This is a genomic window from Paracoccus amoyensis (assembly GCF_014490725.1).
In the GTDB taxonomy this organism is placed as follows: domain Bacteria; phylum Pseudomonadota; class Alphaproteobacteria; order Rhodobacterales; family Rhodobacteraceae; genus Paracoccus; species Paracoccus amoyensis.
On the sequence record NZ_JACOQL010000002.1, the window covers coordinates 172,955 to 188,346 of the forward strand.

Consider the following 15,392-nt stretch of genomic DNA (forward strand, 5'->3'; position numbering starts at 1 on the left):
TCACAGATTCGATTTCGGAAAGCTCGTGTCAAGCTCATAGTTCGGTTGCGCGGCTCTTGCGGCTGTTGCTAGGTTCATCCAGCGATTCACGTCGCAGTTGGGGACGGGCCGCGTCCAAGGATCGGAAAATACAGCGATTCTTCAGGATCAGGCCGGGTATCGAAATAGAAGCGATTCTATTTTCGACCTTGGGGTTCCTTAAAGGTCGACTGCCATCGGCTTTTAAGGGGTTCGGTCTTAATTCGTTTGGTCGGGCAGTTGCCCACTCATGTGCCAGCCTCTGGCACACGGGATTTTTGTTGCCAAACGGTCCAGCTGTGGCGTGAATTCTGTTTCGTCGCAATGACGGCGAAGGCTGGGGACAGAAAGATAGGGCAACAAGACTATGGACGATCTTTGGGGACAAGCATGCGTGAATCTGGAACGGAATGTTGGTCCGAACAACTTCAATCACTGGATCAAGCCCCTGCGACTCAGCACGCTGGAATCGGGCATCGCGCATTTTGAAAGCCCGACCCGGTTTATTTCGGATTGGGTCAGCCGCCACTTTGCGGACAAGATCACGGCAGAGCTGAACAGCCTTGGCTGCGAGATCGAACGACTGCGGTTTGCGGTCGTGCCGCATAACGGCACCGTCCGCGCGGCACGTCCCGCCGCCGGTGCGGAACCCGCCAAAGCTGGGGCGCAACCAACCGCACGCGCTGCCGCGCCGGCCACAGCTCGGATCGCGCCGAAATCAGATCTGGGCGCGCCGCTGGACCCGCGCTTCACGTTCAGCAACTTCATCGTGGGCAAGCCGAACGAACTGGCCCATGCCGCCGCCCGTCGCGTGGCCGAAGGCGGCCCGGTCGGCTTCAACCCGTTGTTTCTTTATGGGGGCGTCGGTCTGGGCAAGACCCACCTGATGCACGCCATCGCGCATGACTATCAGACCCGCCAGCCGCATTCACAGGTCCTGTATCTGTCGGCTGAACAGTTCATGTATCGCTTTGTCCAGGCGCTGCGCGAAAGCACGATCATGGATTTCAAAGGCATGTTCCGGAATGTGAACATGCTGATGGTCGATGACGTGCAGTTCATCGCAGGCAAGGACAGCACGCAGGAAGAATTCTTCCACACGTTTAACGCCCTGGTCGATCAGGGCAAACAGATCGTCATTTCCGCCGATCGTGCACCCGCCGAGATCAAGGGTCTTGAAGAACGCATCAAATCGCGCCTGTCCTGCGGTCTGATCGTGGATCTGCACCCGACGACCTATGAATTGCGTCTGGGCATTCTGCAATCCAAAACCGAGGCGTTTCGCAGGCAGCAGCCCGATCTGGAAATCGGGGATGGCGTGCTGGAATTTCTGGCCCATCGCATCAGCACCAACGTCCGCGTTCTGGAAGGGGCGCTGCAACGTCTGTTCGCTCATGCCAGCCTGCTGCGCCGTGAAATCACGTTGGAAGTGGCACAGGAATGTCTGGCCGATATCCTGCGCACCAATGACCGCAAGATCAGCATCGACGATATCCAGCGCAAGGTTGCCGAACATTACAATATCCGCTTGGCCGATATGATCGGCCCCAAACGCGCCCGTAATGTCGCCCGCCCTCGCCAGATCGCCATGTATCTGTCAAAGCAACTGACCAGCCGCAGCCTTCCCGAAATCGGCCGCCGCTTCGGCGGGCGCGACCACACCACGATCATGCACGGCGTCCGCAAGATCGAAGAGCTGGCGACGGACGACCACAGCCTCGCTGAGGATGTGGCGATGCTGAAAAGGTTGCTGGAAGCCTGATCCCCTGATAGGCGATGAAAAACTTGTGACCGTCCCTCGGGGCGGTTACAAAAATGCCGATATGCGGCATTGATTGGCCATAGGGACAGGGAAAAGCGATGAAATTCTCGATAGAACGCGCGGTTCTGGTGAAAGCCGTAGCTCAGGCGCAGTCAGTTGTTGAGCGCCGCAATACAATCCCGATCCTGGCCAATGTGCTGATCGAGGCGACGCCCGATGGTGTCAGCTTCCGCGCGACCGATCTGGATATAGAAGTCGTGGACAAGGCTCCGGCACAGGTCGAACGGCCCGGCGCGACCACGGTCAGCGCCGTGATGCTGAACGAAATTGCCCGCAAACTGCCCGACGGCTCGTTGGTCAACATCACCACCGATGACGCCGCTGGCCGCTTGTCGGTTCAGGCCGGCCGGTCCAACTTCAGTCTTGCCACCCTGCCCCGCGAAGATTTCCCGGTCATGGCAAGCACCGAATACGGCGCGAATTTCAGCGCCAAGGCCAGCGTGCTGCGCCGTCTGTTCGACAAATCGAAATTTGCCATCTCGACCGAAGAGACGCGTTACTACCTGAACGGCGTTTACATGCATGTGGCCCAGACCGAGGATGGTCCGGCCTTGCGTTGCGTCGCGACCGATGGTCACCGCCTTGCCCGTATCGACGCGCCCTTGCCGGCTGGCGCCGAAGATATGCCGGGCGTGATCGTGCCGCGCAAAACCGTCGCTGAATTGCGCAAGTTGCTGGATGATGACGACGCCGACATTGCGGTGTCCGTCAGCGAAACCAAGGTGCGGTTTGCGACGCCGACGATCACTCTGACCTCAAAGGTGATTGACGGGACGTTCCCCGATTATTCGCGTGTCATTCCCGCCAACAATATCCGCAAGCTAGAGGTTGATGCGACAGATTTTGCTCGCGCCGTCGACCGCGTCTCGACCGTCAGCAGCGAACGTTCGCGCGCGGTCAAGCTGGCACTGGACGCCGACCGCCTGATCCTGTCGGTCAATGCGCCCGATGCAGGTGCCGCAGATGAGGAACTGATCGTCGCCTATGCCGATGACCCGCTGGAAATCGGCTTCAACGCCAAATACCTGCAGGAAATCGCGTCGCAGGTTGATCGCGACAATGCGGTCTTCATGTTCAACGGGTCGGGCGATGCGGCGCTGATCCGCGAAGGCAATGATCAATCCGCCGTGTATGTCGTCATGCCGATGCGCGTGTGACATTAACCAACCTGTCGCTGGCGCAGTTCAGATCCTGGCCGAAACTGGATCTGGCACTGGACCCCCGCCCCGTCGCCATTCACGGTCCGAACGGCTCGGGCAAGACGAATATCCTTGAGGCCCTGTCGATGCTGGCGCCCGGTCGCGGGTTGCGCGGTGCGCCGGCACCCGATCAGGCGCGACAGGGACGCGACGCGGGCTGGCGGCTTCGGGCGCTGGTCGCGGATCGCCCGGTCGAGATAACAGCCCCCCCCGGTCAATCGCGCAACGTGCTGCTTGACGACAAGCCGGTTCCGCAAACTGCACTGGCACGGCTGTTGCGTGTGGTCTGGCTGGTGCCCGCGATGGATCGTCTGTGGAGCGATTCCCCCGAAACACGCCGACGCTTTCTGGATCGCGTCACATTAAGCCTGTTTCCCGATCATGCCGATCTGGCGCTGACCTATGACAAGGCGATGCGGGAACGTAATCGCCTGCTGAAGGATCAGATCACCGATCCCGGCTGGTATCGTGCATTGGAAGCGCAGATGGCCGACAGCGGCGCGGCGCTGACGCGCAATCGGATGGCGGCGGTTCAGACGATCATGACGGCGCAGGATGGTGGCGATTTTCCCGCGGCCACTCTGACCTTGCTGCCGGGCGAAGGCTTTGCCGATGATGCCGATGCGGACAGCATTGCATCGCGCCTGTCGCAGATGCGGCCGCGCGATCTGGCCGCCGGTCGCAGCCTGTCCGGTCCACACCGCGCCGATCTGGGCGCCGTTTGGGGACCGCAAGCCATGCCTGCCGCCCTGTCATCCACCGGAGAGCAAAAGGCCCTGCTGCTGTCGCTGATCCTTGCCAATGCGCGCGCCCTGTCCGATCAGCCCGTAATCCTGCTGCTGGACGAGGTGGCGGCCCATCTGGACGCGGACCGCCGCGCCGCACTTTACGACCGTATATTGGCGCTGCCTGCGCAATCGTTTCTGACCGGGACCGGGCCTGAATTATTCGCCGATTTCGGCGACAGGGCGCGGCAATTGGCCATCACGAAAACGGACGGCGCATCGGCGGCAGAGGATATCGCATGACGCTGGATGCCCATTCCCTTTGGCTTTACGCGGGCGCAATGGTTGCAATCTGGCTGACGCCCGGCCCTGTCTGGGTGGCCATCATGGCGCGGGCATTGGCGTCGGGGTTTCGCGGCGTCTGGCCGTTAGCCGTGGGCGTGGCCATCGGCGATCTGCTGTGGCCGCTGATCGCGATCTTCGGCCTGGCCGTTATCGTCAGCCAAAGCGCGGCCCTGCTGATCGGGTTAAGATGGGTCGCGGCAATCGTCTTTATCGGCATGGGGATTGCTTTGCTGCGCCATGCGGCACAGCCCGTCGAAGGAGATTCCCGCCTGACGCGCCGTGGCCGTTGGGCGGGATTTTCCGCAGGCTTGCTTGCGATTACCGGCAACCCGAAAGCCGCACTTTTCTATGTCACCGTTCTGCCCGGCTTTTTCGATGTCCGGCAGATGACCGGCTGGGACATCACCGTGATCGCAGCCATGTCGGCGCTGATTCCATTTGCGCTGAACCTGATGATGGGTGGCGTGGTTGCGGCGGCACGCGCCAAACTTGCCACGCCAACCGGACTTAGGCGGATGAACCTTCTGTCCGGCGGCCTGCTGATTGTGGTCGGCTGCGCCATTGCTCTTGGGCAGTTGCTGGCGACTTAAAGCAACCATTCAATTGGCAGGATATTCAGAACATAGACCGCAATGCGGTTCCATGTCCCCAAACCCGGCTCATGATCGACAGTTGTGACCGTGCCGTCATTCCCGGTCACCCGCCAGACCATGTCGTCGCCTTCCAGCACCGGCTGATAACTGCGCTTGGCCAGCTGCTCGATGCCCAGGCGCCCCATCCGTGCCAGCGTCGGGCTGTCGATCAGAAAACCCATTTCGCAGTTCAGCAGGGCCGAGCGCGGATCGAAATTGAACGAGCCGATGAAAACGCGCCGGTCATCAATGCTGAAGGTCTTGGCATGAACCGATGCGCCGGACGAACCGATCGGACCCAGTTCGTCACGTCCCTGACGCTGCCCCTCGATCTGGCGCAATTCATACAGGGTAACGCCGGCCTCTAACAGCTCGCGCCGGTATTTGATGTAGCCTGCATGGACCATGGGAACGTCCGTCGCCTCCCATGAATTTGTCAGGATCTCGACGCGATGCCCTTTGCGCGCAAGACCAGAGAAATAGGCCGTGCCCGGCTTTCCCGGCACGAAATAGGCCGAGATCATGTCAAGATTGGTTTCGATATTCCCCAGAATATTGCCAAGCTGGGAGATCATCAGACCGTCGCGTTCAACCTGTCCCAGACCCTTGGCCGGATTGTCGGCAACCACCTGCACATCGGTCCATTCCAGTGCCACTGCGCCGCGCTGAACCTGGGCTGACGGCGTTTGCGCATCCGGTTCAAACTTCGCAGCGTCGGGTTCGGCCTTGACCTCGGTCAGTCTGGCATCGAATTGCGCCCTATCACCGGGGCCGTCGATCACCCGCTCCAGCTCGATCACAGGCTGACTGTTCCAGTAGCTGTCAAAGATCTTGCTGGTATCGTTGACGACCTTGCCGACGCCCATGACGTCAAGGTCCAGATAGGCCGGCACATCGCCAAGCGCGAAATATTCGTCGCCGATATTCCGCCCGCCGACGATGGCCACCGCACTGTCGACAATGAAAGCCTTGTTATGCATCCGGCGGTTCATGCGGATGGGCGACAGGGCGTATCCGGCCATCTTGGGATTGCGGATCGTTGAGGGATTAAACAATCGCACGCTGAAATTCGGCAGGTCGTTCATCGCCGCCAGCATCTGATCCAGCCCCGTGATGCCGTTGTCGTCCAGCAGCAGACGCACCCGGACGCCGCGATCTGCGGCGTCGCGCAAAGCCTCCAGCAGCAACATACCCGAGAGGTCATCGTGCCAGATGTAATACATCACATCCAGGGAATGCTGCGCCCCGCGCGCCAGATGCACCCGGCTGTCAAAGGCGGCAATCGGATCCGCCAGGGGCAGCACACCGGACTGACCGGGATGGGCCGATTGCGCCTCGACCGCGCGTTGGCCAAGTTCGGTGTCGGGGTTGAAGGGGATGGTGAATTCCGGTTCCCGCCCTTGCGTCGAGGGCACCGGAAAGATCATCCGACCCGCGACCCAGCATATTCCCAGCAGGATCAATATGCCCAAAAACCACTGCAACAGCTTCATCCGCGACTCCGATTTTGGGCTATTGTGGCAAGCTTTGATGCGGGCTGCCAGCGCATTGCCGCGCAACCGCCCTGGATAGCGGAAAAACCCCGTAAAAGCCGTGACTTTACCCACCCGAATCCCTATATGGGATGGGTAAGAACAGGAAGTCCAACGAATGACCGATACCCCCCTGCAGCCCACCGAATATGGTGCTGATTCCATCAAGGTTCTCAAAGGCTTGGAAGCCGTGAGAAAACGTCCCGGCATGTATATCGGCGACACCGACGACGGATCGGGTCTGCATCACATGGTATACGAGGTCGTGGATAACGGCATTGACGAGGCTTTGGCCGGTCATGCGGACTATGTGAGGGTCAAAATCCACGCCGATAACAGCGTCAGCGTGCGCGACAACGGACGTGGGATTCCCGTGGACATGCACCCGACCGAAGGCGTCAGCGCGGCCGAGGTGATCATGACCCAGCTGCATGCCGGCGGGAAATTCGACCAGAACAGCTATAAGGTTTCGGGCGGTCTGCACGGCGTGGGCGTGTCGGTCGTGAACGCGCTGTCTGACTGGCTTGAGCTGCGCATCTGGCGCAACGACAAGGAATATTATGCCCGCTTTGAAGGCGGTGACACGGTTGAACATTTGCGCGTCATCGGCGACGCACCCGGCGAAAGCGGGACCGAAGTTCGGTTTCTGGCCTCGAACAAGGAAACCGATCCGAATGGCACGTTCAGCAATCTGGATTACGTCTTCAAGACGCTGGAAAACCGCCTGCGCGAACTGGCCTTTCTGAACAGCGGTGTCCGCATCCTGCTAGAGGACGAGCGTCCGGCAGAGCCCCTGAAAACCGAACTTTTCTACGAAGGCGGCGTTCGGGAATTCGTGAAATTTCTTGACCGCTCGAAAACATCGGTCATGCCAGATCCGATTTTCATTGCCGGCGAAAAGAACGGCATCGGGGTCGAAGTCGCGATGTGGTGGAATGACAGCTACCACGAAACAGTCCTGCCCTTTACCAACAACATCCCGCAGCGCGATGGCGGCACGCATATGGCCGGTTTCCGTGGCGCTTTGACGCGCGTCATCAACAATTACGCCCAATCCAGCGGCATCGCCAAACGCGAAAAGATCGACTTTACCGGTGACGACGCCCGCGAGGGCTTGACCTGTGTTCTGTCGGTCAAAGTGCCTGACCCGAAATTTTCCAGCCAGACCAAGGACAAGCTTGTCTCGTCCGAGGTGCGCCCGGCGGTTGAAAGCCTTGTCAGCGAAAAGCTGGCCGAATGGTTCGAGGAAAACCCGGCCGAAGCCAAAGCGATCATCGGCAAGATCATCGAGGCGGCCCTGGCCCGTGAGGCTGCCCGCAAAGCACGCGAACTGACCCGTCGCAAAACGGCAATGGACATCGCGTCGCTGCCCGGCAAGCTGGCTGACTGTCAGGAAAAAGACCCGGCATTGGCCGAACTGTTCATCGTCGAGGGGGACTCGGCAGGCGGGTCCGCCAAACAGGGCCGGTCGCGCCAGAATCAGGCTGTTCTGCCGCTTCGCGGCAAGATCCTGAACGTCGAACGGGCACGGTTTGACCGCATGCTGTCGTCAGAACAGATCGGCACGCTGATCACCGCGCTTGGCACGGGCATCGGGCGCGGCGAGTTCAACCTGAACAAACTGCGCTACCACAAGATTGTCATCATGACGGATGCCGACGTGGACGGTGCGCATATCCGGACGCTGCTGCTGACCTTCTTCTTCCGTCAGATGCCGGAACTGATCGAGGCGGGGCATCTGTATATCGCCCAGCCACCATTGTATAAGGTCGGCCGTGGCCGGTCCGAGGTTTATCTGAAGAACGAAGCCGCGCTGGAGGATTATTTGGTCCAGCAGGGCGTCGACGGTGCCTCGTTGCGCCTTGGTTCGGGCGAAAATATCAGCGGCAACGATCTCGTGCGGGTGGTCGATGAGGCGCGCACCATGCGCCGCATCCTGCGCGCCTATCCGACGCATTACCCGCCCCATATCACCGAACAGGCGGCCATCGCCGGGGCATTGTTGCCGGGTCGTATCGACACCGACGCGCAAGGGGTGGCCGATGCGATTGCCAAACGACTGGATATGATCGCGGAAGAATACGAACGCGGCTGGCAGGGTCGCCCGACGCAGGATGCGGGCATCCGTCTGACCCGCACCCTTCGCGGGGTCGAGGAAAACCGCACGCTGGATGGTCAGATGCTGCGCAGCGGAGAAAGCCGCCGTCTGGGCGAAATGACGCAGGTCTTGCAAGATGTTTATGGCGCACCCGCCTATCTGATCCGCAAGGATCGGGAATTGCCGATCTATGGCCCGCTGGGCTTGCTGCAGGCGATCTTCCTTGAGGGCGAAAAGGGTCTGTCGTTGCAGCGCTACAAGGGTCTGGGTGAAATGAACCCGGAACAATTGTGGGAAACCACGCTGGACCCGGCTGCCCGCACCATGCTGCAGGTTCGGATCGAAGATCTGGCTGAGGCAGAGGATCTGTTTACCAAGCTGATGGGCGACGTGGTCGAACCGCGCCGCGAGTTCATTCAGCAAAACGCCCTGAACGTCGAAAATCTGGACATCTGATCGTTCGGATTTTCGACAGATCGCACATGTTTCCTGTGTTGTTTTTGCCGCGCAATGCGGCAAAAACAGGCATGTATCAGCCCTATCCCTGATCAACATTGGATTTCTGATTTGGGGTGGATTAACTGATTCAAACGAATTCCAGACGAAATTTATCGCCGCCACAGGAGCTTTCAGGACATGCGTATTAAATCTACTTTTGCTGTTGCCGGCCTGCTTGCAATGATGGCGCCGGCTGCTCAGGCGGGTGGTTATGTCGCGCCGGTTCAGGAAGCACCGGTGGTCGTTGCGCCAATCGCTGAGCCTGTGTCGGATTGGGCTGGTGGATATGCTGGCGGCTGGATCGGCTATGCCTTTGGCGCAGACGACGAAGTCGGGTTCGATCTGTACGAAGACAGCAATCTGATCGGCCGTCAGAACGATATCACCAATCTGGATGTATCGGGTCTGAACGGCGGTTTGCATCTTGGCTATCGCTGGCAGCGCGGCAGCTGGGTTTTCGGTCCCGAACTGACCATCGAGGGTGGCGACATCAGCGACGAACAAGGCGGCAGCGGTATTGTCGATGGCGACGCCGTCAGTATCGCGCTTGAATCCAAGGTTAACTACATTGCTGGCGTGCAAATGAAGGCTGGCCTAGTCGTGAACCCCAAGACGATGGTTTACGGCACCGCCGGTTATGTCCACGGTGACTTCGACTACATTCTGTCAGGCAGCACCAACGGCGAAGATGAGTCAGCGACCGAAGGCTATACCGCCAACGGTTATTCATTGGGTGCAGGCGTCGAACGCAAACTGAATGAGCGTTGGTCGATGTTTGCCGAATGGCAGTATCGGAACTTTGGTAAGACGGACGTGACCTTCAGCGATGACAACGTGGATCTTGTCACCCGCGCGACGCCGGAACATCACAACCTGAAATTGGGCGTCAATTTCGCCTTCTGATCCGCACGACAATTAAAGCAAGGCCGGCATGTCACTGGACCGCCGGCCTTTGTCATGCCTTGGCCCTGCCCCTCACCGGAACGGGCAGCGCCCTGGCTCCGCAGGCAACCGCAATTCCGCTTGCAACCAGCCGCGCCAAAGCCGGATCATCGACAGACAGCCCGCCGGTATAGGCGCCAAAGGCGGGCAGGATAAGATGCTGCTCGCCGATCAGAAAGCAGCGGCGGCGTTGCCCTGCCAGTTGGATACAGGGATGATAATGCCCGGTGATATCGAGGCCTTGTCCCGCTTCGTGGCGAAACAGCAATTCATCGGCCAGCTCGGGGGTATTGCGCCCCGGCAATCGGGAATCCACCACCCCCGGATCGTGATTGCCATTGACCCAGATCCATTCCCGTTCCAGGGCCATGTCCCGAATTTTGTCGCATATTGCATCTGGCAGACCACGGCCCGCCGCATCATCATCAAAGCCATCGCCCAGACTGACGACCGTCACCGGATCGGTCGCAACGATTTCCGCCTGCAGCCGGTCCAGCGTTTCCAGCGTTTCATAAGGGGGTAACAGGGCGCCACCGCGCCGCGCCATTCGTTCGGATTTTCCCAGATGCAGATCCGCAACAATCAACCAGCGGCGCGTGGGCCAGCATAACGCACCCGACGGTCGCGCCTGCAATCGCTGCCCGCCAAAATCAAAGTCATAGGAACTCATGTCAAACCCGCCTCTGCCATCAAGGCGGCGGCCTGTTCTGCGGCCAGACGTTCGCGCCCCTGTCCTGCGATCGGCACCTTGCCAACCTCTAACAGCAAGGGTGCTGCCAGCGGAGTCACACGATCCAGCATTCGATGGTCGTGGATGGGCGATCGGTCCAGCATTTCTTCGATCCGATCAAAATCCACCAGGCCCCGCCGTGCCTCATCTGCGGTGATCCGTAGCATCAGATGGTCCGGGTCATATTTGCGCAATGTGTCATACAGGATATCGCTGGAAAAGGTCGCCTGCCGTCCGGTCTTGCGCTGGCCCGGCAGATTGCGATGGATCAGGCCCGCAATCGTCGCGACATTGCGAAAGGTTCGCTTCATCACCGCATTCCCACCCAGCCAATCGCCCAGACCCGCACGCAGGCCCGCGCGATCCAGCAGTAAGGCGGGATCGGTCACCGGGTCCAGCGACCAGATCAGCAACGCATAGTCGGTCGCCAGAAAGCCCAACGGACCAAGCCCCGCTTCCTCCATCATGCGGGTCATCAACAGGCCCAGCGTCTGCAAGGCATTCCGGCCCGCAAAGCCGTAAAGCGCAAAATGCCAGCGGCCCATATGGGGAAAGCTTTCGCTGACCAGAACGCCTGGCCTTGGCAGATCACTGACCTGCGCCTGTAGCGCCAGCCATTCGCTGGTGTCCGGCGGCAAGACTGCATGGCGGCCCGGATCACCGATCAGATCAAGAAGGCGGTGCGACAGCTGGGTAGACGTCGCCATTTTCACGCCCGAGAATACGGCGATCTTGGGTTGTCGGGTCGGCTGTTTGGTGACCTCTACCACCATTTCCCGCAACCCCTCGTATCGCACTGTCTGACCGCCGATCAGAAAGGTGTCGCCGGGTTCAAGGCTGGCGGCAAAAGCCTCTTCGACTTCGCCCAGCGGGGTGCCGCCGCGCCCGCGCAGGCGCACCTTGAGCATCTCTGCTTCGACGATGGTGCCAATATTCATGCGAAGGTCGCGGGTGGCGCGCGGGTCGCGCAAACGCCACAGCCCGTCCCGCAGCATCAGCCGCTGCCAGCGATCATAGGCACGCAAGGCGTATCCGCCCGTCGCCGCGAATTCCAGGCAATCCTCGAATGCCGCGCGGGACAGGGCGCGATAGGGGCCAGCCCGCCGCACTTCCTGAAACAGGGCGTCGGCGTCAAACGGTCCGGCGCATGCGGTCAGCAGGATATGCTGGCACAAGACATCCAGCGGGCCTGGCGGGCGTGGAACACCATCCAGATCATGTTCGTGAACGGCTTCCAGCGCCGCGACGCATTCGATGACCTCAAAGCGGTTGGCAGGGACGATGCGGGCGCGGGATGGCGCGTTATAGCGGTGATTGGCCCGCCCGATCCGCTGCACCAGCCGCTTGATGTTCTTGGGCGCACCGACCTGAATCACAAGATCGACCGCGCCCCAGTCGATACCCAGATCAAGGCTGCCGGTTGCGACAACGGCACGCAATTCACCCGCGGCCATCGCCGCTTCGACACGCTGACGTGCCTCTCGCGACAGGCTGCCGTGATGCAAACCGATGGGCAGGTTATCATCATTCGCAGCCCATAGCGCCTGAAAGAACAGCTCGGCCTGGGCGCGAGTATTGATGAAGATGATGGTGGTGTTGGCCTGCTTCACCTCGGCCAGCACTTCAGGGATGGCGTAGTGACCGCCGCCCCCCGCCCAAGGCGCGGGATTTTCGGTGGCCAGCATGGCGATGTCCGGTTCCGGCCCCGGATCGGCGTTGATGATGTGTGCGCCACCCATGAAATAGGCCAAGGCCTGCGGGTCTTCCACCGTTGCGGACAGGCCGGTGACTGTCACATCAGGCGCAAGACTGCGCAGCCGCGCAAGGCACAACATCAGCTGATCGCCGCGCTTGCTTTCGGCCAGCGCATGAAGTTCATCCAGAACGATCCGCTTTACCCCACCGAAAATCTTCGGCGCCTGTTCGTAGGACAGCATCAGCGCCAGCGATTCCGGCGTCGTCAGCAGGATATCTGGCGGATCGACCTTTTGCCGCGCACGCTGGCTGGCACGGGTATCGCCGGTGCGATCCTCGATCCTGATCTTCAGGCCAAGATCGGCGACCGGCCGCGACAGATTGCGGGCGATATCTGCCGTCAGCGCCTTCAGGGGCGAGACATACAGCGTGTGCAGCCCGCCTTGATGCGATTGCAGATCGACCAGCGAAGGCAGGAAACCGGCCAGCGTCTTGCCGCCGCCAGTCGGCGCGATCAGCAGGGTATCGCCGCGCGCGTCCAGCAACGCGATCTGATGCGGATGCGGATGCCAGCCCTGCCGCGCAAACCAGTCCTGAAAATCGGGCGGCAGTATCACGGGATCATCGCCTTCAGCGTGGTCAGGTGATCCGCTTCACTGGCGGGTTTATCCCACCGGATACGGCTGATGCGGGGAAATCGCATTGCCACGCCGGATTTATGGCGACCCGAGGCGTTAAGCCCCTCAAACGCGACTTCCAGCACAAGTTTCGGCTGTAAGGCACGCACGGGGCCAAAGCGGTCGATGGTATTGTTGCGGACAAAGCGGTCCAGTTCTTTCAACTCTTCATCGGTAAAGCCGAAATAGGCTTTGCCGACGGTGACCAGCTGATCACCATCCCACAGGCCAAAGGTGAAGTCGCTGTAAAAACCGGATCGCTTCCCGTGACCACGTTGCGCATAGAGCAGCACGGCATCGACCACCATCGGATCGCGTTTCCATTTGAACCATGGTCCGCGCGGACGGCCCGAAACATAGCGACTGTCGCGCCGTTTGATCATCACCCCTTCGATGACCGGGGACGGTGGATCGGTACGCAGGGCAGCCAGTTCATCCCAGGTTGTGAAATCCAACAGCGGCGACAGATCAATGCCATCGCTGCCGAAATCGGCCTGCTCCAACAGCATTCGGCGCTGTGTCAGGGGCAGATCACGCAGATCGTCCCCTTGCCAGAACATTGCATCATAAACGCGCAATGCAGCCGGATGGCTTTCCAACATCGCCCGCGTGACGCTTTTCCGGCCAAGACGCTTTTGAAGATCACCGAATGACGCCACCTCATTGCCGCGACGGACCAGCAATTCGCCATCAACCGCACCATCAAAATTCAGCGCACCGATCAGATCCGGGAAAGAGGCGCTGATATCCTCGCCGGTGCGCGAATAAAGCCTGCGGACGCCCTGATCGTTGATGGCCTGAACGCGGATGCCATCCCATTTCCATTCGGCGATGTATTCCGAAGGATCAAGGCCGCGCAGCTGGTCCAGATCAACCGGCGTGGAGAGCATCACCGGCCTGAACGGCGCTTTCGCCGCATTTTCGGGGCGTGGGCCGCCCGCGATCCAGTCAAACAGCGGCTGATAGGGCGGCGTCAGCCCGTGCCAGATCTCTTCGATATCGGCGACCGTGGGCTGCCCCATATCGGCCAGCGCCATCCGCGCCATGCGTGCCGAAAGCCCGACCCGCATATTCCCGGTTGCCAGTTTCAGAAATGCCAGCCGCTGGGACGATCCAAGCCGGTCAAGCATCGCGGCGATTGCGGCGGGCAATCCGGCTTTTCCGGTTTCCGCCAGCAGCGCAACCGCCTGATGCAAGGGCACGTCTTCATCGCCGTCAGCTTGCCATAAAAGAGCGATGGTTTCCGCAAGATCACCGACGAAATCATAGGACAGGCTGAAAAGCTGTTCATCAACACGTTGGGCCATCAGCCCGCGCAGCAGACCGGGCGTGACCGCGCGCAGCTTCAGATCGCCGGTCAGCGCCGCCAACGCGTAGCCGCGATCCGGGTCGGGCGTCGCCATCAGATAATGTCGCAACAATTGCAGCTTGGCATTGCGGGCGGGGGTGAAGGCCAAACGCTCTAACAGGTTTGCGAAAGCCTTCATTCCGGTTCGTCCTCGTATCCGACCAAGCGCAGCGGACGGGCGGCGACCCCCTCAAGCTCGCACCAGCGCATCAACCCGTCCTCGGTTCCATGGGTGATCCAGACCTCCGACGGGGAAAGTTCGCGAATGGTGTTCGTAACTTGCGGCCAGTCGACATGATCGCTGATGATCAAAGGCAGTTCGACCCCGCGTTGCCGCGCACGCGCACGGACCTGCATCCACCCGGACGCGAAACCGATCACCGGATCGCGAAAACGCTGAACCCAAGGGCTGGCAAAGGCCGAGGGCGGGGCGATCACCAGTTGCGCGGTGACAGTATCCGCTGTTGCCGGAACCAGCGGGCCAAGATCAATCCCCTGTGCGATGTGATAATCGCACAAATTCTGCAACGCGCCATGAATGGCAATCGGGCCATCAATGCCGGCCTGGCGTGCCAGCGCAATCACGCGCTGCGCCTTGCCCAAGGCATAGGCACCGATCAGATGGGGACGATCAGGAAACTCTGCCATGCTGGCGGTCAACCGGGACATTTCCTGCAACGGGTCAGGGTGACAAAAGACGGGCAGGCCAAAGGTCGCCTCGGTCACGAAAATATCGCAAGGAACAGGCTCGAACGGCGCACAAACCGGGTTGGGGCGCCGGCAATAATCGCCCGAGACGACAATCTTCGGGCCTTTGTCGGGCTGGATCGCGATCTGGGCCGAACCAAGAATATGCCCCGCCGGATGAAAGCTGACTGTGGTATCATGAATTCGCAGGGGGCCATTGGCCACCTGCCGCTGGCCCGCGAAATCCTGACCATAGCGGATCGCCATGATGTCCAGCGTTTGGGCCGTCGCCAGAACGACGCCATGTCCCGCCCGCGCATGGTCGCCATGTCCATGTGTGATCAGCGCCCGGTGAACCGGACGCACCGGATCGATGTAGAAATCGCCGGGCGGGCAATAAAGCCCCTCAGGGGTCGGATGCAGGATCTGATCGGCACGCATCAT

General features: G+C 60.4%; 11 protein-coding genes. 6 read left to right on the forward strand and 5 right to left on the reverse strand.

Annotated elements, in window-relative coordinates; all coding sequences use genetic code 11:
• Positions 1–385 precede the first annotated feature (385 nt).
• From dnaA to H4P12_RS05715, 4 genes are all read left to right on the forward strand, one after another.
• Positions 386–1,780: a chromosomal replication initiator protein DnaA gene (gene dnaA, locus H4P12_RS05700; protein ID WP_187792651.1), complete on the forward strand. Its 1,395-nt coding sequence runs from the start codon at positions 386–388 to the stop codon at positions 1,778–1,780.
• Positions 1,781–1,878: 98 nt separating this feature from the next.
• The gene (gene dnaN, locus H4P12_RS05705; protein ID WP_187792652.1) at positions 1,879–2,997 is read left to right on the forward strand and encodes a DNA polymerase III subunit beta; all 1,119 of its coding nucleotides are present in this window, start codon (positions 1,879–1,881) and stop codon (positions 2,995–2,997) included.
• Positions 2,994–4,067, forward strand: coding sequence for a DNA replication/repair protein RecF (gene recF / locus H4P12_RS05710; RefSeq protein WP_187792653.1), 1,074 nt, complete (start codon positions 2,994–2,996; stop codon positions 4,065–4,067). The genes dnaN and recF overlap by 4 nt, the downstream gene beginning before the upstream one ends.
• The gene (locus tag H4P12_RS05715; protein WP_187792654.1) at positions 4,064–4,699 is read left to right on the forward strand and encodes a LysE family translocator; all 636 of its coding nucleotides are present in this window, start codon (positions 4,064–4,066) and stop codon (positions 4,697–4,699) included. Before recF ends, H4P12_RS05715 begins: the two co-directional genes overlap by 4 nt.
• Here H4P12_RS05715 and H4P12_RS05720 read toward each other — a convergent pair.
• Positions 4,696–6,234, reverse strand: coding sequence for a phospholipase D family protein (locus H4P12_RS05720; protein ID WP_187792655.1), 1,539 nt, complete (start codon positions 6,232–6,234; stop codon positions 4,696–4,698). The two genes, H4P12_RS05715 and H4P12_RS05720, sit on opposite strands and share 4 nt — an antisense overlap.
• Positions 6,235–6,391: 157 nt before the next feature.
• Here H4P12_RS05720 and gyrB point away from each other — a divergent pair, with 157 nt between their 5' ends.
• Both gyrB and H4P12_RS05730 read left to right on the forward strand, forming a co-directional pair.
• On the forward strand, positions 6,392–8,827 hold the full coding sequence (gyrB, locus tag H4P12_RS05725) for a DNA topoisomerase (ATP-hydrolyzing) subunit B (protein WP_187792656.1): 2,436 nt from the start codon (positions 6,392–6,394) through the stop codon (positions 8,825–8,827).
• Positions 8,828–9,007: 180 nt separating this feature from the next.
• On the forward strand, positions 9,008–9,772 hold the full coding sequence (locus H4P12_RS05730) for an outer membrane protein (protein ID WP_187792657.1): 765 nt from the start codon (positions 9,008–9,010) through the stop codon (positions 9,770–9,772).
• A gap of 52 nt (positions 9,773–9,824) precedes the next feature.
• Here H4P12_RS05730 and pdeM read toward each other — a convergent pair whose 3' ends face one another.
• From pdeM to H4P12_RS05750, 4 genes are read right to left on the reverse strand one after another with little or no spacing between them, the layout of a single operon-like run.
• Positions 9,825–10,481: a ligase-associated DNA damage response endonuclease PdeM gene (gene pdeM / locus H4P12_RS05735; protein WP_187792658.1), complete on the reverse strand. Its 657-nt coding sequence runs from the start codon at positions 10,479–10,481 to the stop codon at positions 9,825–9,827.
• Complete coding sequence (locus H4P12_RS05740; RefSeq protein ID WP_187792660.1) at positions 10,478–12,853, reverse strand: ligase-associated DNA damage response DEXH box helicase; 2,376 nt, start codon at positions 12,851–12,853, stop codon at positions 10,478–10,480. Before H4P12_RS05740 ends, pdeM begins: the two co-directional genes overlap by 4 nt.
• On the reverse strand, positions 12,850–14,400 hold the full coding sequence (locus H4P12_RS05745) for a cisplatin damage response ATP-dependent DNA ligase (protein WP_187792662.1): 1,551 nt from the start codon (positions 14,398–14,400) through the stop codon (positions 12,850–12,852). Before H4P12_RS05745 ends, H4P12_RS05740 begins: the two co-directional genes overlap by 4 nt.
• Positions 14,397–15,389, reverse strand: coding sequence for a ligase-associated DNA damage response exonuclease (locus H4P12_RS05750; protein WP_187792664.1), 993 nt, complete (start codon positions 15,387–15,389; stop codon positions 14,397–14,399). The genes H4P12_RS05745 and H4P12_RS05750 overlap by 4 nt, the downstream gene beginning before the upstream one ends.
• Positions 15,390–15,392 lie beyond the last annotated feature (3 nt).

Bases quoted from the DNA above. Each gene is read 5' to 3' on its own strand.
- dnaN (WP_187792652.1), top strand. From the start codon at position 1,879: ATGAAATTCTCGATAGAACGCGCGGTTCTGGTGAAAGCCGTAGCTCAG.
- dnaA (WP_187792651.1), top strand. From the start codon at position 386: ATGGACGATCTTTGGGGACAAGCATGCGTGAATCTGGAACGGAATGTT.
- pdeM (WP_187792658.1), bottom strand. From the start codon at position 10,481: ATGAGTTCCTATGACTTTGATTTTGGCGGGCAGCGATTGCAGGCGCGA.
- H4P12_RS05730 (WP_187792657.1), top strand. From the start codon at position 9,008: ATGCGTATTAAATCTACTTTTGCTGTTGCCGGCCTGCTTGCAATGATG.
- H4P12_RS05745 (WP_187792662.1), bottom strand. From the start codon at position 14,400: ATGAAGGCTTTCGCAAACCTGTTAGAGCGTTTGGCCTTCACCCCCGCC.
- gyrB (WP_187792656.1), top strand. From the start codon at position 6,392: ATGACCGATACCCCCCTGCAGCCCACCGAATATGGTGCTGATTCCATC.
- H4P12_RS05750 (WP_187792664.1), bottom strand. From the start codon at position 15,389: ATGCGTGCCGATCAGATCCTGCATCCGACCCCTGAGGGGCTTTATTGC.
- H4P12_RS05720 (WP_187792655.1), bottom strand. From the start codon at position 6,234: ATGAAGCTGTTGCAGTGGTTTTTGGGCATATTGATCCTGCTGGGAATA.
- H4P12_RS05715 (WP_187792654.1), top strand. From the start codon at position 4,064: ATGACGCTGGATGCCCATTCCCTTTGGCTTTACGCGGGCGCAATGGTT.